Annotated in this window: 18 protein-coding genes; 1 reads left to right on the top strand and 17 read right to left on the bottom strand. The window is 58.2% G+C overall.

All coding sequences use genetic code 11. The annotated features are described in order from the left end of the window. The first annotated feature begins 11 nt into the window (after positions 1–11). A complete protein-coding gene (locus tag EPN96_01210; GenBank protein TAL18417.1) occupies positions 12–653 on the top strand; it encodes a lactate utilization protein in 642 nt (213 codons plus the stop codon). A 162-nt stretch (positions 654–815) separates the two neighbouring features. On the opposite strand, the gene EPN96_01215 is transcribed toward EPN96_01210, so the two are convergent. The 17 genes from EPN96_01215 to phnD form a co-directional block, all read right to left on the bottom strand. Beyond that, complete coding sequence (locus tag EPN96_01215; protein TAL18418.1) at positions 816–2,030, bottom strand: DegT/DnrJ/EryC1/StrS family aminotransferase; 1,215 nt, start codon at positions 2,028–2,030, stop codon at positions 816–818. Further along, entirely contained in the window at positions 2,031–2,987 is a 957-nt protein-coding gene (locus EPN96_01220) for a glycosyltransferase (GenBank protein TAL18545.1), read from the bottom strand. Between the two features lie 136 nt (positions 2,988–3,123). Further along, the gene (locus EPN96_01225; GenBank protein ID TAL18419.1) at positions 3,124–4,614 is read right to left on the bottom strand and encodes a radical SAM protein; all 1,491 of its coding nucleotides are present in this window, start codon (positions 4,612–4,614) and stop codon (positions 3,124–3,126) included. Beyond that, on the bottom strand, positions 4,611–5,537 hold the full coding sequence (locus tag EPN96_01230) for a transketolase (protein TAL18546.1): 927 nt from the start codon (positions 5,535–5,537) through the stop codon (positions 4,611–4,613). Before EPN96_01230 ends, EPN96_01225 begins: the two co-directional genes overlap by 4 nt. Positions 5,538–5,551: 14 nt before the next feature. Further along, complete coding sequence (locus EPN96_01235; GenBank protein ID TAL18420.1) at positions 5,552–6,370, bottom strand: transketolase; 819 nt, start codon at positions 6,368–6,370, stop codon at positions 5,552–5,554. Beyond that, the gene (rfbC, locus tag EPN96_01240) at positions 6,367–6,879 is read right to left on the bottom strand and encodes a dTDP-4-dehydrorhamnose 3,5-epimerase (protein TAL18421.1); all 513 of its coding nucleotides are present in this window, start codon (positions 6,877–6,879) and stop codon (positions 6,367–6,369) included. Before rfbC ends, EPN96_01235 begins: the two co-directional genes overlap by 4 nt. Before the next feature lie 2 nt (positions 6,880–6,881). Next, on the bottom strand, positions 6,882–7,814 hold the full coding sequence (locus EPN96_01245; protein TAL18547.1) for an NAD-dependent epimerase/dehydratase family protein: 933 nt from the start codon (positions 7,812–7,814) through the stop codon (positions 6,882–6,884). Positions 7,815–7,838: 24 nt separating this feature from the next. After that, a complete protein-coding gene (locus EPN96_01250; GenBank protein ID TAL18422.1) occupies positions 7,839–8,837 on the bottom strand; it encodes a kinase in 999 nt (332 codons plus the stop codon). Beyond that, on the bottom strand, positions 8,834–9,565 hold the full coding sequence (locus EPN96_01255; protein ID TAL18423.1) for a D-glycero-D-manno-heptose 1-phosphate guanosyltransferase: 732 nt from the start codon (positions 9,563–9,565) through the stop codon (positions 8,834–8,836). The genes EPN96_01250 and EPN96_01255 overlap by 4 nt, the downstream gene beginning before the upstream one ends. 42 nt (positions 9,566–9,607) lie before the next feature. Beyond that, entirely contained in the window at positions 9,608–10,633 is a 1,026-nt protein-coding gene (locus EPN96_01260; GenBank protein TAL18424.1) for a radical SAM protein, read from the bottom strand. Positions 10,634–10,684: 51 nt separating this feature from the next. After that, on the bottom strand, positions 10,685–12,244 hold the full coding sequence (locus EPN96_01265) for a hypothetical protein (GenBank protein TAL18425.1): 1,560 nt from the start codon (positions 12,242–12,244) through the stop codon (positions 10,685–10,687). Positions 12,245–12,446: 202 nt separating this feature from the next. Then, entirely contained in the window at positions 12,447–12,788 is a 342-nt protein-coding gene (locus EPN96_01270; protein TAL18426.1) for a P-II family nitrogen regulator, read from the bottom strand. A gap of 18 nt (positions 12,789–12,806) precedes the next feature. After that, entirely contained in the window at positions 12,807–14,096 is a 1,290-nt protein-coding gene (locus EPN96_01275; protein ID TAL18427.1) for an ammonium transporter, read from the bottom strand. Between the two features lie 397 nt (positions 14,097–14,493). Continuing rightward, the gene (locus EPN96_01280) at positions 14,494–16,605 is read right to left on the bottom strand and encodes a hybrid sensor histidine kinase/response regulator (protein TAL18428.1); all 2,112 of its coding nucleotides are present in this window, start codon (positions 16,603–16,605) and stop codon (positions 14,494–14,496) included. Next, entirely contained in the window at positions 16,605–17,054 is a 450-nt protein-coding gene (locus EPN96_01285; GenBank protein ID TAL18429.1) for a response regulator, read from the bottom strand. The genes EPN96_01280 and EPN96_01285 overlap by 1 nt, the downstream gene beginning before the upstream one ends. Before the next feature lie 55 nt (positions 17,055–17,109). Continuing rightward, positions 17,110–18,609: a HAMP domain-containing protein gene (locus EPN96_01290; protein TAL18430.1), complete on the bottom strand. Its 1,500-nt coding sequence runs from the start codon at positions 18,607–18,609 to the stop codon at positions 17,110–17,112. Beyond that, entirely contained in the window at positions 18,596–19,546 is a 951-nt protein-coding gene (gene phnD, locus EPN96_01295) for a phosphate/phosphite/phosphonate ABC transporter substrate-binding protein (GenBank protein ID TAL18431.1), read from the bottom strand. The genes EPN96_01290 and phnD overlap by 14 nt, the downstream gene beginning before the upstream one ends. Positions 19,547–19,614: the final 68 nt, after the last annotated feature.

The following is a 19,614-nucleotide window of genomic DNA, read 5'->3' on the forward strand; positions in this document are numbered from 1 at the left end:
GGAATGGTGCGATGAACGAATGGTCGAAGTGGAAAATCGAAAAGCAGCTTGAAAAGACCTCCGCCGCCCTTGAGAAAAACGGTTTTTCGTCTGTTGTCTGCGAAAACGGGACCGGCGCGGCGAAGCTGGTAATGGGTTTCGCAAAAGGAGCCCAGACCATCGGGTTCGGAGGGTCTATGACCGTCGCCGGGCTGAATCTTCCGGGCAAGCTCGCCGACGCGGGAAAGGAATGCCTGAACCACAGCGCTCCGGGGCTGGCTCCGGAGGAAAGGCTTGCGATAATGCGCCGCCAGCTGACGTCCGACCTCTTCCTCACCGGGGTGGGCGCGGTAACCCTCGACGGCAAGCTGGTGAACATCGACGCCACGGGCAACAGGGTGGGCGCGATGACCTTCGGCCCGAAAAAGGTCATTGTGTTGGCGGGTTTCAACAAGCTCGTGCCGGACGTGGAAGAGGGAATCAAGCGGATAAGGATGTGGGCGGCCCCGCCAAACGCAAAGCGTATAGGAGCCGCCACCCCCTGCGTCGAGACCGGCTTTTGCTCGGATTGCGACAGCCCGCAGAGAATCTGCAGGGTGGTTCACATAATGGAGAAAAAACCCCGCATGACCGATATCACGGTAATTCTGATAGCGGAGTCCATGGGGCTTTAACCTGGTCGGCAGATTTCGTTTCGGAAGGTTTTTTGAACTTCCGGCAAACTATTTCGGCGAAGGGCAAGGAGTCCGCAGGGCGCGCGGTCGCAGGCAGTAGCGTGACTACGCCAAGACCCGCGCCCGAGAAACGACGCAGCCCTTCGCTGAAAGAGGAGCCGGTTAACGATACTTCGAGAGAAACACCTCAATAGTTTCCAGTATATAAGCCATCTCCCTCTCCCCCAGATCCTGATGGACTCCGACGTGAAGGCCGAATTTCCCCATATACTCCGCGACGGGGAACTCTCCCTCCCTGTAGCCGAGGTAGCTAAAGCCCAGGCACTGGGTCGGCATCGAGGCGAAGAGGGTGCGGGTCTCTATGCCGGCGTCTTCGAGGCGCTGCGTAAGCTGTGCCCTCGTGAAGGGTGCGGCTTCGTTTAGTATGATGGGTATGGCGTGGGGGCCGATGCGCTCCCAAGGTTCCTCCCTGATGGTGGAGAGGAAGGGGGCGAAACGGTCGAAGCGGGTCAGGACGTACGTCAGATTGTCGTGGCGTTTTTCCAGTATCTCTTCGTAGACCTCCAGCGCGCCGAGGCCTATCGCCGCCTCCAGTTCGTTCATCTTGCAGGAATAGCCGATACGGTCGAAGGTGAAGCGCACGTCCTCGCCCCCCTCGCCCCTGAAACGCTTCGCGCAGTAACCCGAGGCGGTGTTCAGGGAGCACTGCTTGCAGGCGCAGGTGCGGCCGTGGGAGCGCAGCGACCGTAAGACCTCGGCGTAAGCCTCGTTGTCCGTGGTGACGACGCCGCCCTCGCCCGTGGTGATTATGTGGGCTACGTAAGTGCTGAACGCCCCCAGATCACCCATCGAACCGGCGGGTTTTCCCTTGTAGAGCGCCCCGTGGGCCTCCGCCGCGTCCTCGATGACCTTGAGGCCGCGCTTTTTGGCTATGGCGTTGATCCTGTCCATTTCGGCGGGCTTGCCCATGAGATGGACGGGCATTATGGCGCGGGTGCGCTCCGTTATCGCCCCCTCGATTCTGTCGGGGTCGATGTTCAGGGTGCCCTGCTCCACGTCCACGAAGACCGGGGTGAACCCGGCGTGGAGGACGGCGTTGCCGGTGGCGACGAAGGAGAGCGCAGGGATTATAATCTCGTCGCCGCGCCTCGCGCCGAAATCGTGGAGGACGGCGAGGGCGAGTATGTCGGCGTCGGTTCCGGAACTCACCGCGACGGCTTCCTTCGTCCCCGCGACCTTCGCGAACTTGTCCTCGAACTCGCGCACCAGCTTGCCGCTGGATATCCTCTTCTTGTCGAGGGCCTCGTTGACGAGTCTTTTAGCGGTATCGGTTATCGTTATCGTCCCGAAGGGGACGGTTATCTTGTCAGCAGCCACTCAAACCTCCGGATTAACAGGCTTCTCTTTCCTTTTCCGCCACGAAACAAGCATCTGCTTCTTTTTTGTATCCCCCTCGAAGCCGATCTTCTCGCTGATGATGTAGCGCGGCCTCTCCTTTATCTGGTCGTACATCCTCGCGATGTAAAGGCCGAGGACGCCGTTGGTCAGAAGGGTGTTTCCCCCGAGGAAGAGGATTGCCGCCATTATCGCCGACCAGCCGGGGAGATTTACCCCGATTATCTTGGTCGTGACGACGACGATAAGGTACAGAAACGCCAGGAGCGAGATTATGAAGCCGTATATGAGGCAGGCGTAGAGCGGCGCGGAGGAAAAAGCCGTCACTCCCCTTATGAACTCCTGTATCGGCCCCTTCCCTAGCAGCGGGAAGTGGGTCTTGCCCGAGTAGCGAGCCGCGCGGACGTAGTAGACCGTCTCCTGGTGAAAGCCTATCCAGCGGATAATTCCGCGAAGGTAGGGGTCGAGCTCCTTCATGTTCATCAGCTCGTTGACGACCTTGCGGGAGAGGAGCTTGAAATCCCCCATGTTCTCGGGAAGTTCGATGTCGGAGAGGGCGTTTATGACCTGGTAGGCCTTTTTCGTTATCCACATCTTCAGCGGATTCTCGCCGAGGCGCTTGGTCCGCACGGTGTTCACCACGTCCGCCCCCGCCTTGAATTTCTCTATCATCTCGGGGATGAGTTCGGGCGGGTCCTGCAGGTCGGTCGATATCATCACCATCGCGTCGCCCCTGGCGCATTTGAAACCGGCCAGGGCGCAAGGGTAGTGGCCGAAGCGGCGCGACATGTTCACGATCTTTATGCGGGGGTCTTCGGCGTTGTATTTCTTCAGTATCTCAAGGGATCCGTCGGTGGAATCGTCGTTGACGAAGATAAGCTCGTAGTCGATGCCGAGAGGATCGAGAGTGCTCCTCATCCTCGCGACGAGCTCGTCCATGCCCTCTTCCTCGTTGCGGAACGAGAAAATGGCCGAAAGAAGGTTTAACTCATTTGCCAACTCAATTCCTCCGGGTCAATTGCTTTTGATTCCTTAGTACGTTCGTTTCGGCGATCGGGTACTTTTTTGCCGGATATCAGGATTCCAGCAGCTTTCTTTTCAGCCGCGTCTTCGTCATCTCCTCGACGTGTCTTCTCACGCCGGTCCCGAATTTCCCCTCGATCATCTCAAGATACGCGGGGTTCTCGAAGTACCGGTGAAAAGCGTCGTCCCTAAAGCGAAGAACCTCTTTGGCGGTGAGCGTCTTCGTCGGGAGCGGCAGCATAGCATAGGAGTGCTGCGAGTAATCCTGCCATTTCTCCGGCAGCTCCCACCCCTCCCTTACGGCTTTTTGGTACAGTTCCGAGCCGGGATAGGCCATCGCGCAGTAGAAATTGGCGAACTCGCAGTTCAGCTCCTCGGCGAGCCGGAGGGTCTCGTTCATCGTCTCAAGGGTATCCTCGGGAAGGCCGAAGATATAGTTTCCTATGACGCTTATCCCGGCCCGTTTAATCTCCTCTACGACTTTGGCGATGTCCTTTACCCGCATGTTCTTCTGGGCGCTGTCGCGCACCTCGGGGTTGGCGGTCTCGATGCCGAGGGCGAGCCAGGTTATGCCCGCCTTTCTCATCCTGACGAGGTTCTCCGGTTTTACGGTGTCAACCCTCGCGTAGGCCCAGATGTTGAGATCGTAGCCCTTCTTTATGAGCATGTCGACTATCGTCATGTAGTGGCTCTCGTCGAGCACGAAAAGCTCGTCGATGATCTTGAGGTTTTTCACCCCGTAGCGGTCAACCAGAAGGCCGATCTCTTCCACTACCTTTTCCGGACTCCGGTAGCGTATCCCCCTCTTGCCGAAGAGCGCGTTGATGCAGCAAAAGGCGCAGCCGAAAGGGCAGCCGAGGCTGGTGTAGATGGCGGCGTAGGGCTGGCGCTCCTCCAGATTGCCGAAGCAGTGCCAGTTGTGCGCCCGGTAGCTATCCATCGGCAGAAGGTCCCAGGCTGCAGCGGGCATCACCTCGTCCAGAGACTTGACGAGGGGAGCGGGGGGATTGGACCTGACCTCTCCCCCCTGCCTGTACCAGAGGCCCGGCACCGTGGCAAGATCGGCGCCGCCTTTCCTCAGCTCCTCTATCAGCGCTTTTAGCGTGTAGAAGCCTTCCCCCCCAATCACGTAATCCACCGCCTCCTCGCGTAGCGTCCTCTCGGGGAGCGCAGTCGGGTGGAGGCCGCCGATAGCCACTTTGCAGGAAGCTTTTTCGGTGATGGCGGCGCAGATCTTTCCCGCTATCGTCATTGTCTGGGTAGAGGCGGAGGGCTGGGAGCCGTAGACGATGACGGCGGCGAGGAGAGGTTCGAGCTTCGCCACCTCGGCGGCGGTTTCCTCGCTCGACCAGTTGTTGGCGTTGGCGTCGATTATCGCGACCTCGAAACCCTCGCTCCGCAGGTATCCCGCCAGCGCCGCCGTCCAGTAGGGGGGCTCCACGGCGGCGAGATCGGCCCCGAGGCCCTGATATATCTGCCGCTTGTCTCCGGGAGAGACCAGAACCACGTCCATACGCGACTTTAAAACCCGGTGTACGGTCATTGGCACGCCAGAAGGTCGCGGAGGATGGCTTCGTCGTCCATTCCGTAGGTCTTGTGCAGGTATTCCCTCCCGCCGTTGGGGAAATGGTAGCTGCCGGAAGGCCCGTACCTCCTGAGCCTCGCGGGAAGATTTCTGTCGCAGATGAGGTTGGCGGCGAGGCTGTCCAGCCCGCCCCTTCCGATCAGGGATTCCTCGACGGTGAAGATGCTCTCATAGCCCGAAAGCGCGGACGCCAGCGCCTCCTCGTCGCAGCCCTTCAGCAGGTAAAGGTCGATGAGACCGGCTTCGACCTTCTCCTCCTTGAGGCGGTCGATAATCCGAAGCCCCTTTTGCGTCGCGTACCCGGTGGTGACGAGGCAAACCTTCCCGCCCTGCCTGAGCACGCTGAAACCCCTGTCGAAATCGGGCTTTAAGCCATCGTAGACGGGGGAGAGGAGCTTGCCGTCGAGCCGGAGGTATTTGGGCCGCTTCGCGTTCAGGGTGAAATCGAAAAATTCCCCGGTGATGAAACTGTCGCAGGGCGAGAAAAGCTCGATGTTCGGGAGAAGCCGGATTATGGAGATGTCCTCGATGCAGTGGTGGGTCGGCCCCGAGACGTCGTAGCTGAACCCCGCCCCGAGACTCACGAGGTTGACGTTCAGTTCCCGCGACTGCGCCAGAAGGGCGAGGTTCCGAAGCTGCTCGCAGGCGCGCATCGAAATGAAGGGGGCGATGCCGTAGGCGTAGACGGTAAAGCCTTCCAGCGCGAGGCCGGTGGCGATGTTGACAAGGTTCTGCTCGGCTATCCCGACGTTTATGCACCGCCTGGGGTGACGGTCCTTGAGGGCGTCGAAGGAGGGGGCGCCGAGGTCCGCAGTCAGGAAAAAGAGGGAGTTGTCGGAATCCATGCGGCTGGAGATGCGCTCGATGAGGGTGTCCCGCATGGTCTTCGCCGGGTTCAACACAGTTCCTCCAGAGCTTCGTCAACCTGCTCTGCCGTCAACATCCGCACATGGGAAAGGGGGTCTTTTTCCAGCATGGGGACTCCCTTGCCCTTTACGGTGTTGGCGATTATGGCTTTCGGCGCGGCGGTCGCGCTCCCGGCGCACTTTTCAAAGGCCAGGGCGAGGGCGCCGGTGTCGTGGCCGTCAACGGTCACGGCTTCCCACCCGAAAGTCTGTAATTTCTCCCCGACCGGAGCGAGGTCCAGTATGTTACGGCAAAAATCCAGCATCGAGCCGCCGTTGTTGTCCAGGACGAGGACAAGGTTGTGAAGGTTGTGTTGCACGGCGAACATTATCGCCTCCCAGACCGACCCCTCATTGAGCTCGCCGTCGCCCAGAAGGACGAAAACCTTCCGGGCGCTCCCTTTTTCCAGAAGGCCTCTCGCCATCCCGCAGGCCACGCCGAGCCCGTGGCCGAGAGAGCCGTTTATGGTCTCGTAGCCGGGGATGGTTGTGTCGGGAATGACCTTCAGAATGCCCTCCTCGCTTCCTATGAGCTCCAGCTCGCGGGATGGGAAAAAGCCGAGGTCGGCGAGAATCGGGTAGAGGGAGATCGAGCCATGGCCCTTGCTGACTATGAAGCGGTCTCTCCCTTCCCACTGCGGCTTTTGCGGGTCAAAGCGCAGGAACCCGCCGTAAAAGAGGACCGTCAGCAGCTCGACGCAGGAAAGGGAGGAGGCGAGGCGGGTCTCCGGGCAGCGGCGGTGGAGTTTTATCGTCTCCCGCCTGCACCAACCGGCCTTTCCGGCAAGCTCGCTTCGTTCAAGGGTCAAACGTAATCCCCGCTTTCATCCCGCCGCGAAAGGATGGGGTTTTTCACCGGCCACCAGATTTTGAAGCGGGGATCGTCCCACCTGTAGGTGAACTGGCCTTTGGGGTCGTAGTAGGAGGACTGCTTGTAGTTGAGCGCTATCCTGTCGGTGAGCGCCAGATGGCCGAGCCCGTAAAGCGGCGGCACGAGGAGCTGGTGGCGGTTCTTTTCGGTGAGGGTGAGGGAGATCCACTTGCCGAAGGTGGGCGACTTTTCGTTGCAGTCCGCCACCACCATGTAGATTCTTCCCAGAATACAGGTGAGGAGCTTGGTCGTGACCTTGTCGCCGTGAAGCCCCCGCAGCACCCCTTTCGAGGAGACCGAGAGGTCGTCCTGGATGAAATCGGCGGTTATGCCGCTCTCTTTGTAGAGCTTTTCGTTGTAAAGCTCGAAAAACTCGCCCCTGTGGTCCTCGAAGACCTCGGGCTTTATCAGGAGAACCCCTTCGAGCGCCGTCTTTTCGACTTTCATCTCTACACGTTTCCGTAGCGGGCGTTGCGGATTATCCGGTAGCCCTTGATAAGCTCGGCTATCCCCATCTCAAGCGAGTGCTTCGGCATGAAGCCGGTCTTCTCTATCTTTTCGTTGGAGACTATGTAGTCGCGCTTGTCGGGGTCTTCCCCCACCGGGGCGCTTATGTAGACCAGCTCGGGTAGCTGCGCCTTTATCCTCTCGCAAAGCTCGATCTTGGAGAGGTTTGCGTCGGAGAGGCCGAGATTGTAGGGCTCGTTTTTCATCTTCTCGAAATTTTCGATGCCGTGGATGAAAGCGCGGGCCACGTCGCGGATGTGGATGTAGTTGCGCTTGAAATGGCCCTCGAAGAGGACGATGAAGCGGTCGTTCACGGCCCGGTGTACGAAATCGTTGACCAGAAGGTCGACGCGCATCCGGGGGCTTGTGCCGAAGACGGTGGCGAGCCGGAAGCTTATGGCGTTGCCGCGCTCCAGGACCATCTTTTCCGCCTCTACTTTCGTCCTGCCGTAGAGGGTGATGGGGTTGAGGGGGCTCTCTTCGGTGCAGAACTGCCCCTGCTGGCCTATACCGTAGCCGCTGTTGGTCACCGGAAGGAGAATTCTCTGCTCCTTCGAGGCGTTCTTGACTATAAAGCCGATCGCGTCGCGGTTGACGGTGACCGCCGCCAGGGGGTCGCGGTTGCAAAGCGGGGCTCCGACAAGGGCTGCAAGCGGTATTATTACGTCGGCCCCGGCGAGGAGCTTCGCCATAACCTTTTCGTCCCGCACGTCTCCCCTCGTGACCGAGAAGTTTTCGTCGGCGCAGCAGTCGAGAAGGGAGTTTTGGCCGAACATGAAGCTGTCGATTACCGACACCCTGTGTCCAAGCTTCAAAAGCTCGGGTACCATGACCGAGCCGATGTAGCCCGCTCCGCCGGTGACCAGAATATTCAGACTCATTCCTTTACCTCTTCCTGATCAGTGATTGTAAGAGGGCCTGTAGATAATAATCTCCGCGCCGGAAAAATCGAAATTGAAGGGGATGTGGATGTACTTGTCCAGCGCCTTTCTCACCTTTGGCTGGTTCTCGGGCCGTACGTAAAGGAGCATGAAGCCTCCTCCTCCGGCCCCGAGGAGCTTGCCGCCGAGAGCCCCGTTCTTCATCCCCGTCTCGTAGATGTGGTCGATAACCGGATTGGTCATCTTCGAGGAGAGCCCCTTCTTGAAGCGCCAGGTCTCGTGAAGAAGTCTTCCGAAATCGTCGAGGTCCGCCTCCGGGGAAGCCAGCAGGTTGCCGGCGTCATCCACCAGCCCCTTCATGGCGTGGAGCGACATTATGTTTTTCTTCGTGTTCTCTATCTGTTCCCCCGCGATCTCGGAGGCGTAGCGTGAGATGCCGGAGAAGACCAGCATCAGGTTCGACCTGAACGCATCGAGCCTCTTTTCGGAAACAATCAGCGGCCTGGGAACGATCTGGCCGTTTTGCATGAATTCTATCACGTTCAGCCCCCCGCAGGCGGCGAAGACCTGATCCTGCGAGCCTACGTTTTCCCTGATGAGGTTCTGCTCTATATGTATCGCCTCCTCGAAGAGGTTCTCCCGGGAGATTATCCTGCCCTTGAGGGCGTAAAGGGTTTTGAGCAGACAGACGGTGAAGGCGGAACTCGACCCCATGCCGGAACGGGCGGGTATGTCGCCGTCGTGGTGGAGCTCGAGCCCCGAGTCTATCTTCATGTAACGGATGGTCTCCCGGACGGAGGGGTGCACGATCTCGTCAACCGTCTTGACCGTCTCCACCTTGGAGTAGACTATCCTGTGTTTGTGCTCGAAGAACGGGGGAAGTTCGCGGCAGGTTATGTAGCAGTACTTGTCTATCGCCGCGCCTATCACCTTTCCGCCGTGCTCTAGGTAATAGGAGGGGTAGTCGGTTCCGCCTCCGAAGAAGGATATCCTGTGTGGGGCTCTGGTTACTATCATGGATTCTCCGGCGAGATGACGTTTGCCAGCTCGCTCTGTGCCTTCCGGTAGTCCTCGGGCACTCCGATGTCGATGAAATAACCTTCCGCGACGTAAGGGCAAAGCGAAACGTCACCGGTTTTGCCCGAAAGCAGGTCCCTCTCGAAGGAGAAATTTCCCTCGAAGGGAACCTTTTTCATGAGATCCTTGCGGATTCCGTAGACGCCCGCGTTTATATAACCCGGGGATGACGAAGACTTTTCCACAAACCCCGCTATTTTCGTGCCGGACAGTTCCACTGTGCCATAGCGCCCGCATTTTTTCAATAATTTCAGGGCTATGGTGACGTCGCCCCCGCCCTCCTCGTGACAGCGCATGAAGTCCCGAAAATCTATGCCGAAGAAGGTGTCTCCGTTGAGGACGAGCGCGTTTTCCCCCTCGACGAAGCCCAGCGCCCGGTAAATCGCCCCGCCGGTGCCCAGCGGCTCCTCCTCGACCGAATAGACCACCGGAATTCCCTGAAACGAGGAGCCGAAATAGTCCATTATGATATCGCGCTTGTGGTGGACGGAGAGGATTATCCTTCCGGCCCCGAACTTCGCCGCATAGCCGAGGAGATGGTGGAGGAAGGGTTTTCCATCGATGTCCGCCATAACCTTCGGCACGTCCTTTACGACTTCGCAAAGCCTGGTCCCGAACCCGCCAGCCAGCACTATCACCTCAAGGGGTTTTCCTGTTTTACGAACCATCGACGCCTTTCAGAGAATATGGGAGATAAGGCAAAAATCGTCTCAGTATTTGAAAGCGACTCCGGTCCTAGTACAGTCTTTGCAGATTTTGATAGCGCCCCGGCCGATTTTCGCGTGGGTTTTCCGTATCCTGCGGGCTTCTTTGGAGTTCCAGAGCTTTTCGATCGACTTTTCTCCGGCGTTGAGCCTCTTGTACGGTTCGAGCCCGCCCCAGACGACGTAATCGCAGCAGGGGAATACGTCTCCGTTCCAGTTTACCGTCAGCACCTTCCAGGGCCAGTCGCACACGGGTATCGCGGTCTTCGGCCTCTTTTTCTGGAAGTCAACGGCGACCTCGATATTCCGGGTGTTTCCCGGCCTTACGTTGAACACTATGCCGAGCTTCCTGCAAAACTCCCGGACCTCTTCGACCTCGTGGGTGTTGTACTCGTAGAGCATGAAATCGAGCATGAGGAGCACATCCGCGCCCCGCTCGCGGTTGAGCTCCTGAAAGCGGACGATATTGCTCTTTATCTTCTCGATGTTGCCGTGGCGCGCCTGTCTCCGGTAGGTCTCCTGCGAAAACCCGCTTACGGCGACCTTGACGAAGCAGATTCCCGACTCGATAAGACGCAAAGCGTTCTTCTCGGTCAGAAGTATCCCGTTGGTGGACATCATCGTGGCGACGTTTCTGTCCGACGCATATTTTATGGCCGAATAAATTTCCCTGTAGACGAGCGGCTCTCCGTTCACGTAAAGGACCGCAATCACTATATGATCCTTGATCTCATCTATTATGGTTCGATAAAGGGCGAAGTCCATCTCGCCCTTTTCGACGTAGGGGGTATTATCCGGGTTGCAGTTGTATATCTCCCCCTCTTCGGTCCTGCAAAAAACGCAATCGGCGTTGCATTCGTTACAAAGGTCGATGTTTATCATGAAGGGGAATCTGCCGCTCCGCTCCCGCTTTAAGGCGTAAGAGAAGTAACAGACGAACATATTCCACAGTTTTTTGAAGCTGATCAGCCTTCTTCGGAAGATCAGCCACAGAATCCTTAGCTTCAGAGCAATGTAAAGGTTTCTTTTCATTATCGTTTGCGCATCCCGGTCGAAATCACGTCTTTTGCGTTAACTACTAATTTACCTGTTCATCAGGTCCTTGCGGATATAAAACGACCACCCTCTCAACATCGGCGAGGGTACGGGCTGGTAGAGACCTATGTTCCGGGAGAGATAATCCCGTACCACGCCGTCCCAGCCCGGCGGGTAGTTGTTGTCGAGGAAAAAGGTGTCGATGAGCGCGGGCGGGCTCTTTTGCAACTCGGCCCGAAGGGTCGCGGGGTCGAAAAATCTGTAGTACGGGTCGTTTCTGTCCATAATCCCCGTGAAACTCGGGCGGTCATCACCCGGCATGCCGGTGATGTCCCTGCGGAAGAGAGGATTGTGGACCCAGATCGCGATAACGCGCTCGTCCCTCGGTATCTTGCCTAGTATCCCGTCCAGACTGGCGAGGGCTGCTACACCCGCCGGAACCTTTGAAGCCCTCGTATTTTCGGTATCCCGGAGGTTCAGGTTTGTTTCGCGAAATTCCCTTCCCACGGCTGGAAGCTGGTTCAGGACGACGGTCAGCACCGCCGCCGCCAGGACTCCCCTCGCGACCTTCGCCGCAACCCTTTTTTCACCGAAAAGCGTCAAGCCGAAGGGTGCGAAGAGGGCAAGGGAAACGTAAACCGGGGTCTGGTACTGTTCGAGGGGAAACCGTATCCTGATACAGAAGATTATGATTCCGAGCAGTATCCCCGCCCCTGCGAGGGCCGCCGAATCCTTTTTTCCCCACGACCGTTTCGCCCAGCCCGCCACCCCCAGCAAAAGAAGCGCGCCGAGAAGAGGCCTTCTCCCAAAATTCGCAAAGACTTCCCCGGCCAGATAGTCCCCCTGCTTACCCATCGCCAGCTTCGAGGTCAGTATGTGCGCGGTCTTTATGTTTTCAACAAGAGAAATTCCATAGGCCGCGTAAAGCAGGAATACAAGCATGGCTGCCGACACCCCTCCCGCGACGACGGCCAGGGCGAGCTTTTTCGTCTGCCTTTCGCCCAGCCACCCGGCGGCGGCGTACCCGATGAGGCCGAAGAAGAGCGGCAGGGCGTACTTGGGCGTTATCGCCACCGAAAGGAGGCACAAAAAGGAAGCGAAGGCTATATTCGCCGGTTTCGGGTAGCAAAAAAACAAAACCATCGCGCCGACCGCCGTCAGCGCCGCGTAGTGGTCGATGCTGAACTCCACCAGAAAGGGGCCGACGTTGCCGGAAGCAGCGAGCAAAACTATCGGGAAGAGGGCGAAGGCCCAGTCTCTGGCCACATTCTTGCCGTGGCCGTAAAAGAGCGCTCCCGCTCCGGCGAAAGCGAGGATGCTAAGAAACCTTAGCGCCAGCAGCACAAAGGCGGACTCCGGAAACAATCTGAAAAACGGCATGACGAAGAGATACGCCAGAACAGGGTAGGCCGAAAAGAAGTCGGGGCCGGGCTTCATTCCCGCAGAGATCATCCAGAGCTGGCGGGCGTGAAGGGATTCGTCGAAAAAGGGGAAATGGACGAGGGCGCGAAGCAGCAGCAAAAATACCCCGGCGACGACCGCGATAACGGTAAGGTATAGGGTTGTCTGCTCAAGGCGGCGAAGCGCCGTTTCGCGGCTGATATCCATGTGTCTCATTTTCCTGTTGAATAATGCAAATCGAATCCAATCCTGCGGCTTTGACGGGTACTATTCCAGCGGGCCGCGCCCAAGTCAAGTTCAATGGGATTATCGCACGGCTCCTTATCCGGTTACAATTTTCCTGCTTCCGGAATAAAAAAAGGGGCTGCGCTTTTTTTGCGCAACCCCTTTTGCTTGCTTTAAGGTCGGGTCAGCCTATCGCCGCCCTCCCCGTCTCTCCGGTGCGCACCCTTATGCACTCTTCGAGGTCGAGGATGAATATTTTTCCGTCTCCGACCTCGCCGGTGCGTCCGCCTTCGATTATGGCGGCCACGGTTTTGTCGACGAAATCCTCGTTGACGGCTATTTCCAGCTTAATCTTGCGCAGCAGGTTTCCGGCTTCCTTTACGCTGCGGTAGACGCTGGAAATGCCCTTCTGGCGGCCGCGGCCGAGGACGTTGGACACCGTGACGAGATGTATTTCCTTTTCTTCGAGCATATCCAGAACCGCGTCGATGCGGTCGGGCTGTATTACTGCAATAATGTACTTCATCTTTTAATTGCCTCCCGCTCAGTCAAGCAGTGTGTATGCGGTTTCACGGTGCTGGGTCAGATCGAGCCCTATCCGCTCTTCGTGTTCGCTTACCCTAAGACCCACGATCATATCGACCAGCTTGAAAAGTATTACGCTGGCGACGAAGGCGAAACCGGCGGTGATGGCCGTGGCCTTTATCTGTATCCAGAGCTGGTTGTTCGCGCCGCTAACGGCGAGAAAGCCCGTGGCTATCGAGCCCCAGATGCCGCCCACTCCGTGTACGCCGAAGGCGTCGAGGGTGTCGTCGTAGCCGAACTTCGCTTTGACGAAGGTTACGGATATGAAGCAGATAACCGCCGAGCCAAGCCCGATTATCATCGCCCCGGTGGGCGTTACGAACCCCGCCGCCGGAGTTATCGCGACGAGGCCCGCCACCGCGCCGGTTATCATGCCGAGGGTGGTGGGCTTTTTGTGGTACCACCAGTCGAGCAGCGACCAGACGAGGCCCGCGACCGCCGAAGCTATGTGAGTGGTGACGAAAGCCGTGGCCGCGACGCCGTTGGCGGCAAGCGCGCTGCCCGCGTTGAAGCCGAACCAGCCGAACCAGAGCATCCCCGCTCCGAGTATAGCCAGGGGGAGGTTGTGGGGAGGAGCGCTCTTGCCTACGCGCTTGCCGAGTATGAGGGCCGCGGCGAGAGCCGCCATTCCGGCGTTGATGTGGACGACAGCGCCGCCCGCGAAATCCATCGCTCCCATATCCCGAAGAAAGCCGCCGATTCCCCAGACCCAGTGCGCAACGGGGGAGTAAACCAGAATAGTCCAGAGGGCGGTAAAGACGCAGAATGCGGAGAACTTGATGCGCTCGGCAAACGCGCCGATGATGAGGGCGGGGGTTATTATCGCGAACTTGAGCTGAAAGGCCATGAAGGCCAGATGAGGCACGGTGGCGGCGTAGTCGGCGTTCGGCTCCGGCCCGACTCCGTTCAGGAAGGCCCAGGAAAGGTTCCCTATGAAATGGCCTACGTCGGGGCCGAATGCAAGGCTGTAACCGCAGAAAAACCAGATAACCGTCACCAGGCACATCGCCATGAAGCACTGCATGAGCACTGAAAGAATGTTCTTCTTCCTTACGAGGCCGCCGTAGAAAAACGCCAGCCCCGGCGTCATCAGCAGCACCAGCCCCGCGCTTGAAAGCAGCCAGGCGGTATCGCCCGAGTCGATTGCGCCTCCTTCGGCCGCATAACCGGTCCCGGCCGTCAGCAGCGCGGCCAGCAGGGCCGGGGCAGCCCGCAGCGCCTGATTAATCCTTCGCTTGATCATGTTCATTCTCCTGTAAAAAAAAAGATTCAACCGACGCCTTATTTTCAAGCAATGAGCGTGCCACATGCCGGTAATTTTTTCGCGCGCGTTTTGTCCTTTTATTTCGGTTAGTTAAGAGCCGAGGAGGGCGTCCGCGAGCTAAGGTTTTATTGCAAAATCGTACTACGCTGTTTTATCTGATACATTTATGTAATTGCAATTAACGACAAAATCGTACCATCTGACACTGCCTGAAGTGTAATACGAAAAATCGAAGGTTACGGGGAAGCGCGGAAGAAATTTTGGAGGGGTTTTACGGCGGCGGGCGCAGGCCATCCCCTGACCGCACACGGGATGGCCTGTTTTGAAGGTTGTTTTATGAGGGTGGAAGCGCGAGGGGGAAGGGGTAAAAAAACGGCGCCGGTTACTTTTTGCCGGAGGCCACGTCCAGCACGCTCCTTACGGCAAGCGCGAACTCTTTGAGAATTATGGGCTTTATCACGATGCGGCGGATGCCCAATTCCGCGGCGCAGGAGGGGCTCAGATCCTCGCTGAGGCCGGTGCAGAGCATTACGGGCATTTCGGGTCTTATGGCGGTAACCTTCTGGGCAAGGTCGGTACCGGAAAAATTCGGCATGATCAGGTCAGTGATAACCAGGTCGAAATCGCCGGGGCTGGCGCTGAAGGTATCGAGGGCGTCGAGGCAGTTTGAAAAACCGGTAACCCTGTAGCCGAGGTGGCAGAGCATCTCCTGCTCAAGTTCCATTATCGTCCGGTCGTCGTCTATTACAAGTATGTGCTCGCTGCCGACGGGCATTCTCGCCTCCGGCGATTTCTCGCTTTCACTCAGCATTTTCGCCTCTATCACCGGCAGGTACACGAAAAAGGAGGTGCCCTGGCCCTCTTCGCTGACGGCGGTTATCGTTCCCCCGCATTTTTTTACAATTCCGAGGGCGATGGCGAGACCCAGTCCCGTCCCCTCGCCCTTCTTTTTCGTAGTGAAATAAGGATCGAAAATTTTCTCGATCGTTCCCTGCCCTATGCCGTGGCCCGTATCCGCGACCACAAGTTCAACGTACCTTCCCGGCCTAAGGTCCAGTCTGGCCGCCCTTTTGGCCATAAATTTCTCGTGCAGGGAGACGGTCAGCGTCCCCCCGTTCTCGCGCATGGCATAGAAGGCATTGGTGCAAAGATTCATGACGACCTGATGTATCTGGGAGGAGTCGGCGAGCACCGCTCCGCATTCGCCCGCCAGGTCAAGCTCCATTTCTATGGTTGAGGGTATCGCCGACCGAAGGAGCCGCAGCGCCTCCTTGACTATGGACTGCACCAGGAGGGGCTTTCGCTCCTCTTCGGACTGGCGGCTGAAGGTAAGTATCTGCTGCACCAGCTCCCGCGCCCTCACGCAGGCCTTCAGCACCTCGTCCTGCTGGCGCAGAAGCACAGGGTCGTCCCTGAGGTTGGTCTTCACGAGTTCGGCGTAGCCGATAAGAGGGGTGAGGATGTTGTTGAAGTCATGGGCTATCCCGCCCGCGAGGGTGCCTATCGCCTCCATCTTCTGCGACTGGCGAAGCTGCGATTCGAGCTCTTCGCGCTCGTGTATGTTCTGCTGGCGCACTATCGAAAGGGAGAGCAGGTCGGCGATGCTGCTTATTTTGACGACGTCCTGCCCGTTGTAATCCCTGCCGGGGTTGGCGAGAGCAATCTGACCGACCAGTTCGCCCTGGTACAGGACGGGGACGGCCATAAATTTCTCTATGGGCTCATGGCCCCTCGGGATCCCGAGAGCGGAGCCGTGGCTTTGCGGGTAGTTTTCAAAGTGCGAGGTTCTGGTGTTGAGCGAATAGCCCCAAAGCCCCCTGTAGCTGCCGTCAGGGTTTACCGAAAAGCTGAAACCGCGCCCGCCGTCTCCTTCCTTATGCGGCGTCCGCATCATCTCCGAGTAGGTCACCGGCCTGATGTTCCCGGTCCTGGGCTCGACCACCGCCACGTAGCCGTGGCTGCTTCCCGTGAGCTCCTTTGCCTTGTCGAGGACCATCTGCGCCATCGATTCGAGGTCGTCGGAGACGGAGATCAGCTTTCTGGCAAGCTCGGCGAGGACGGCGTTGAGGCTGAGCTCCTGCCTGAGCGATTCCTGCGCCTCCTCGCGCTCCCTGCGCACCTGCGATTCGGCAAGCTCCCTCTCCAGCGCCGGGAGAAGCCGCATCAGCTTGTCTTTGTTGATGAAATCGTGGGCGCCGCTGCGCATGAGCTCGACGGCGGTTTCCTCCCCGATAGCGCCGGAGACGATAATTACCGGCGTGTCGGGGGAAGCTTCCTGAACGATCCTGATGGCCTGCAGGCCGCCGAAACCCGGCATGTAATAGTCCGACAGGACAACGTCCCAGTTCTTTCGCGCCAGCGCCTCGCGAAGGGCGTTTTCGGAGCTTACGCATTCGTGGCGAATCCCGAAGTTCCCCCGCGAGAGAGCGCGGAGAATCAGCGCGGCGTCGTCGTCGCTGTCTTCCACCAGAAGGATAGAGAGGCTCTTGTCCATTAAAGGTCCGTAATGCTTTCGGGGGCCTGATTCAGAATCAGCCAGTACATTCCGAGCTGTTTCACGGCATCGGTGAACTGCTCGAAATCGACGGGCTTTCTGACGTAGCTGTTGGCCCTGAGGCGATAGCTCTTGACGAGGTCCACCTCCTCGTTCGAGGTGGTGAGAACCACCACGGGAAGGTACATCGTCCTGTCGTCGGAACGTACCCGCTCAAGAACCTCCAGCCCGTTGACCTTGGGGAGCTTGAGGTCGAGAAGTATCACCTGCGGCATGACCGTGGTATCCCGCCCCGCGTGAGCGCCGGTGCCGAAAAGGTAGTCGATCGCCTCCACTCCGTCTCTGGCCACCACGACTTCGTTCAGGATGTTGTTCTTTTTCAGCGCCCTGATGGTTAAGAGTTCGTCGTCCGGGTTGTCCTCTACGAGAAGTATGACCTTGCCCTTCATCTTCGTTCTCCTCATGCGGCGCGCTAAGCCGCCCTGCCGCCCTTGTTAAGGATTTTCAGCATCCCTCAAGGGTGAAATTGAATGTCGCCCCTTCGCCCGGCGCTCCCGTGGCCCAGATGTCGCCGCCGTGGCGGTGTATTATCCTCTTTACCGTGGCGAGCCCTATCCCCGTGCCCTCGAACTCCGTCCCCGTGTGAAGCCTCTGGAAGGCCCCGAAGAGCTTGTCGCTGTACTGCATGTCAAAGCCCGCGCCGTTGTCCCTGACGTAAAAGATTTTGCGTTTTTTTACCGCGGCGGCCCCGAATTCTATCCTCGCGCCTTCCCTGTAGCGGGTGAACTTGAAGGCGTTTCCCAGAAGGTTCGTCATGGCCGCGTGAAGCAGCGAGGCGTCTCCGAAAATCCGAAGCCCCGGCTCTATAACGAACTCCACCTTGCGATCCGGCGCGCCCTCCTGCAGGGCGGCGGCCACGGACACGGCTATCTGGCTCAGATCGACGGGCTCTTTGTTCATCTGGCTGCGGGTTATGCGGGAAAGGGTGAGGAGATCGTCGATAAGCGCCCCCATCTTTACGCAGCCGCTGCGAATCCTCCTGAGATAATCCCTGCCGGTGTCGTCGAGCTTGTCGCCGTAATCCTCCATAACCGCGAGGCTGAACCCGTCTATCCCCCGAAGGGGCGTTCTGAGGTCGTGCGAGACGGAATAAGAAAAGGCCTCCATCTCCCTCGTAGCGATTGCAAGTTCGAGGGTGCGGTCCTTAACCCTTTCCTCCAGCTCGTCGTGAGCTTTCTGCAGCTCCTCCCGGGCCTCCCCTATCTGCCGCATCGTCTGGTCGAGCTCTCGGGACATCCTGTTGAACGCCAGCGCCAGAAGACCTACCTCGTCGTTGGAAACCACGCTGATGCGCTGATCGAATTCCCCCTTGCCGATCCTGTCCGCCGCTTCGGCAAGCTCGACCAGGGGCTTTGTGATGTAGGAGCCGAACAGGTACGAGGTGGCGAGCCCCGTCGCCAGCACCAGCCCGGTGACCAGAAGAAGGCTGTTTCTGGTGTCGGCGATTCGCCCCGCCACGAAAACTTTGGAGAGGCCCAGATGAACTTCGCCTATTTCGCCGCCCATAACCGGCGCGCACATATCGGTCAGAAGCCCTTCCTCCGTCTCCAGCTCTTTTTCTGCAATCTCTCCTTTTTTAGCGTGCCGGACAGCTTTAAGCAGCGGCGACGGGAACCCCCCTTCAAAGGTATGGGCCAGAACGTTCCCCTCTTTGTCCAGAACGAAGGAGTAGACAACCTCCCTGTCGCCCTCCCTGGCGTTTTGAAGCAAAGAGTAAACCCCGGCGACGTTGTTCAGTAAAATGAGGGATTCGCAGTTGACCGCGAGGCCTCCCGCCAGGGTCAGCCCCTTTTGCCTGTGCTCCTCCCAAAGGGCGTTGCTCATGGTGGAAAAAAATACGAGCGTCAGCATGCCCATCAGGGCGACCAGGAAGGCGACTATCAGGGAAAACTTGAACCGGAGCCTTACCCGGAAGCGCCTTTTCGCCGATTTACTTTCCGGCATTGGCCTCGACCCACTTCTTCATCGCCCTGACCGAGTCGTATTTGCCGTCGTCCAGCCGGGTAAAGCGATCAATCATGATTTCGGAGAGTATCTTTTTGCCCTTTTCGTCTTCGTGCATCGACAAGAACGCCGCCTTCAGCTTTTCCTTGAGACCCGGATCGAGAGTTTTGGAAACGACGACCGGAGGTATGCCGTAGGGCTCGGATTTTTTTATAATCCTCGTCTGCGAGGTCAACCGGGGGGTTTTCTTGTCGAGATAGTCCCAGACGAGGCTGTCCACCGCCGCGCCGTCGACTATCTTTCTGGCCACGCTCTCTATTGATTTGTCGTGGCTGTAGGTATAGGTGGTGGCTTTGAAGAAGCTTTCGGGGGTTTCCTTCATGCTCGCGAGCATGCAGACCGGGGCCAGCTTCCCGGTGTTGGACAGCGGATCGGTAAAGGCGAAACTCTTTCCCCTGAGCCCTTCAAGAGAGGAGACGCCGCTGTCTTTCGGAACTATCACATAGGAATAGTAGAGAGGCTGGCCGTAGGCCACGGGAGCGGCAAGCAGTTCCATGCCGAAAGAATCGTGGCCCTCCACGTAGGCCCCCGTGCAGACAAAAGCCAGGTCAAGCTCGTTTTTTTCGAGGAGCTTGTTTACCTCCTCGTAAGTCTCCCTCTGCACAAACGTAACCGGCATGGAGACCTTCTCGCCGATGTAGTTCACGAGGTCTTTGTAGAAGATAAAGGTCTCTTTGGGGGAGATCATCGCCGCGACGGCGACCCTCAGGCTTTTTTCATCCGCAGGGGCGGCGGTTTTCGAGGGTTCGGGAGCGCTTTTCAGGGAGACCTTTTCAGGCTCGCTCCCGGGGGCGCAACCGGAAAGGAAGAAAAGGAGAACGGCCAGGAAAACCGGCAAAACCGGCGGGGGCGCCGCCGGCCTGTAATCCGTGGGCATCGGGGTCTACTCCTTAAAACTACAAAATACTTCATAGCACCTTTGGCTTATCGGCTCCCGGCGTAAAG

The organism is bacterium, from assembly GCA_004322275.1.
GTDB lineage: Bacteria > Desulfobacterota > Deferrisomatia > Deferrisomatales > BM512 > SCTA01.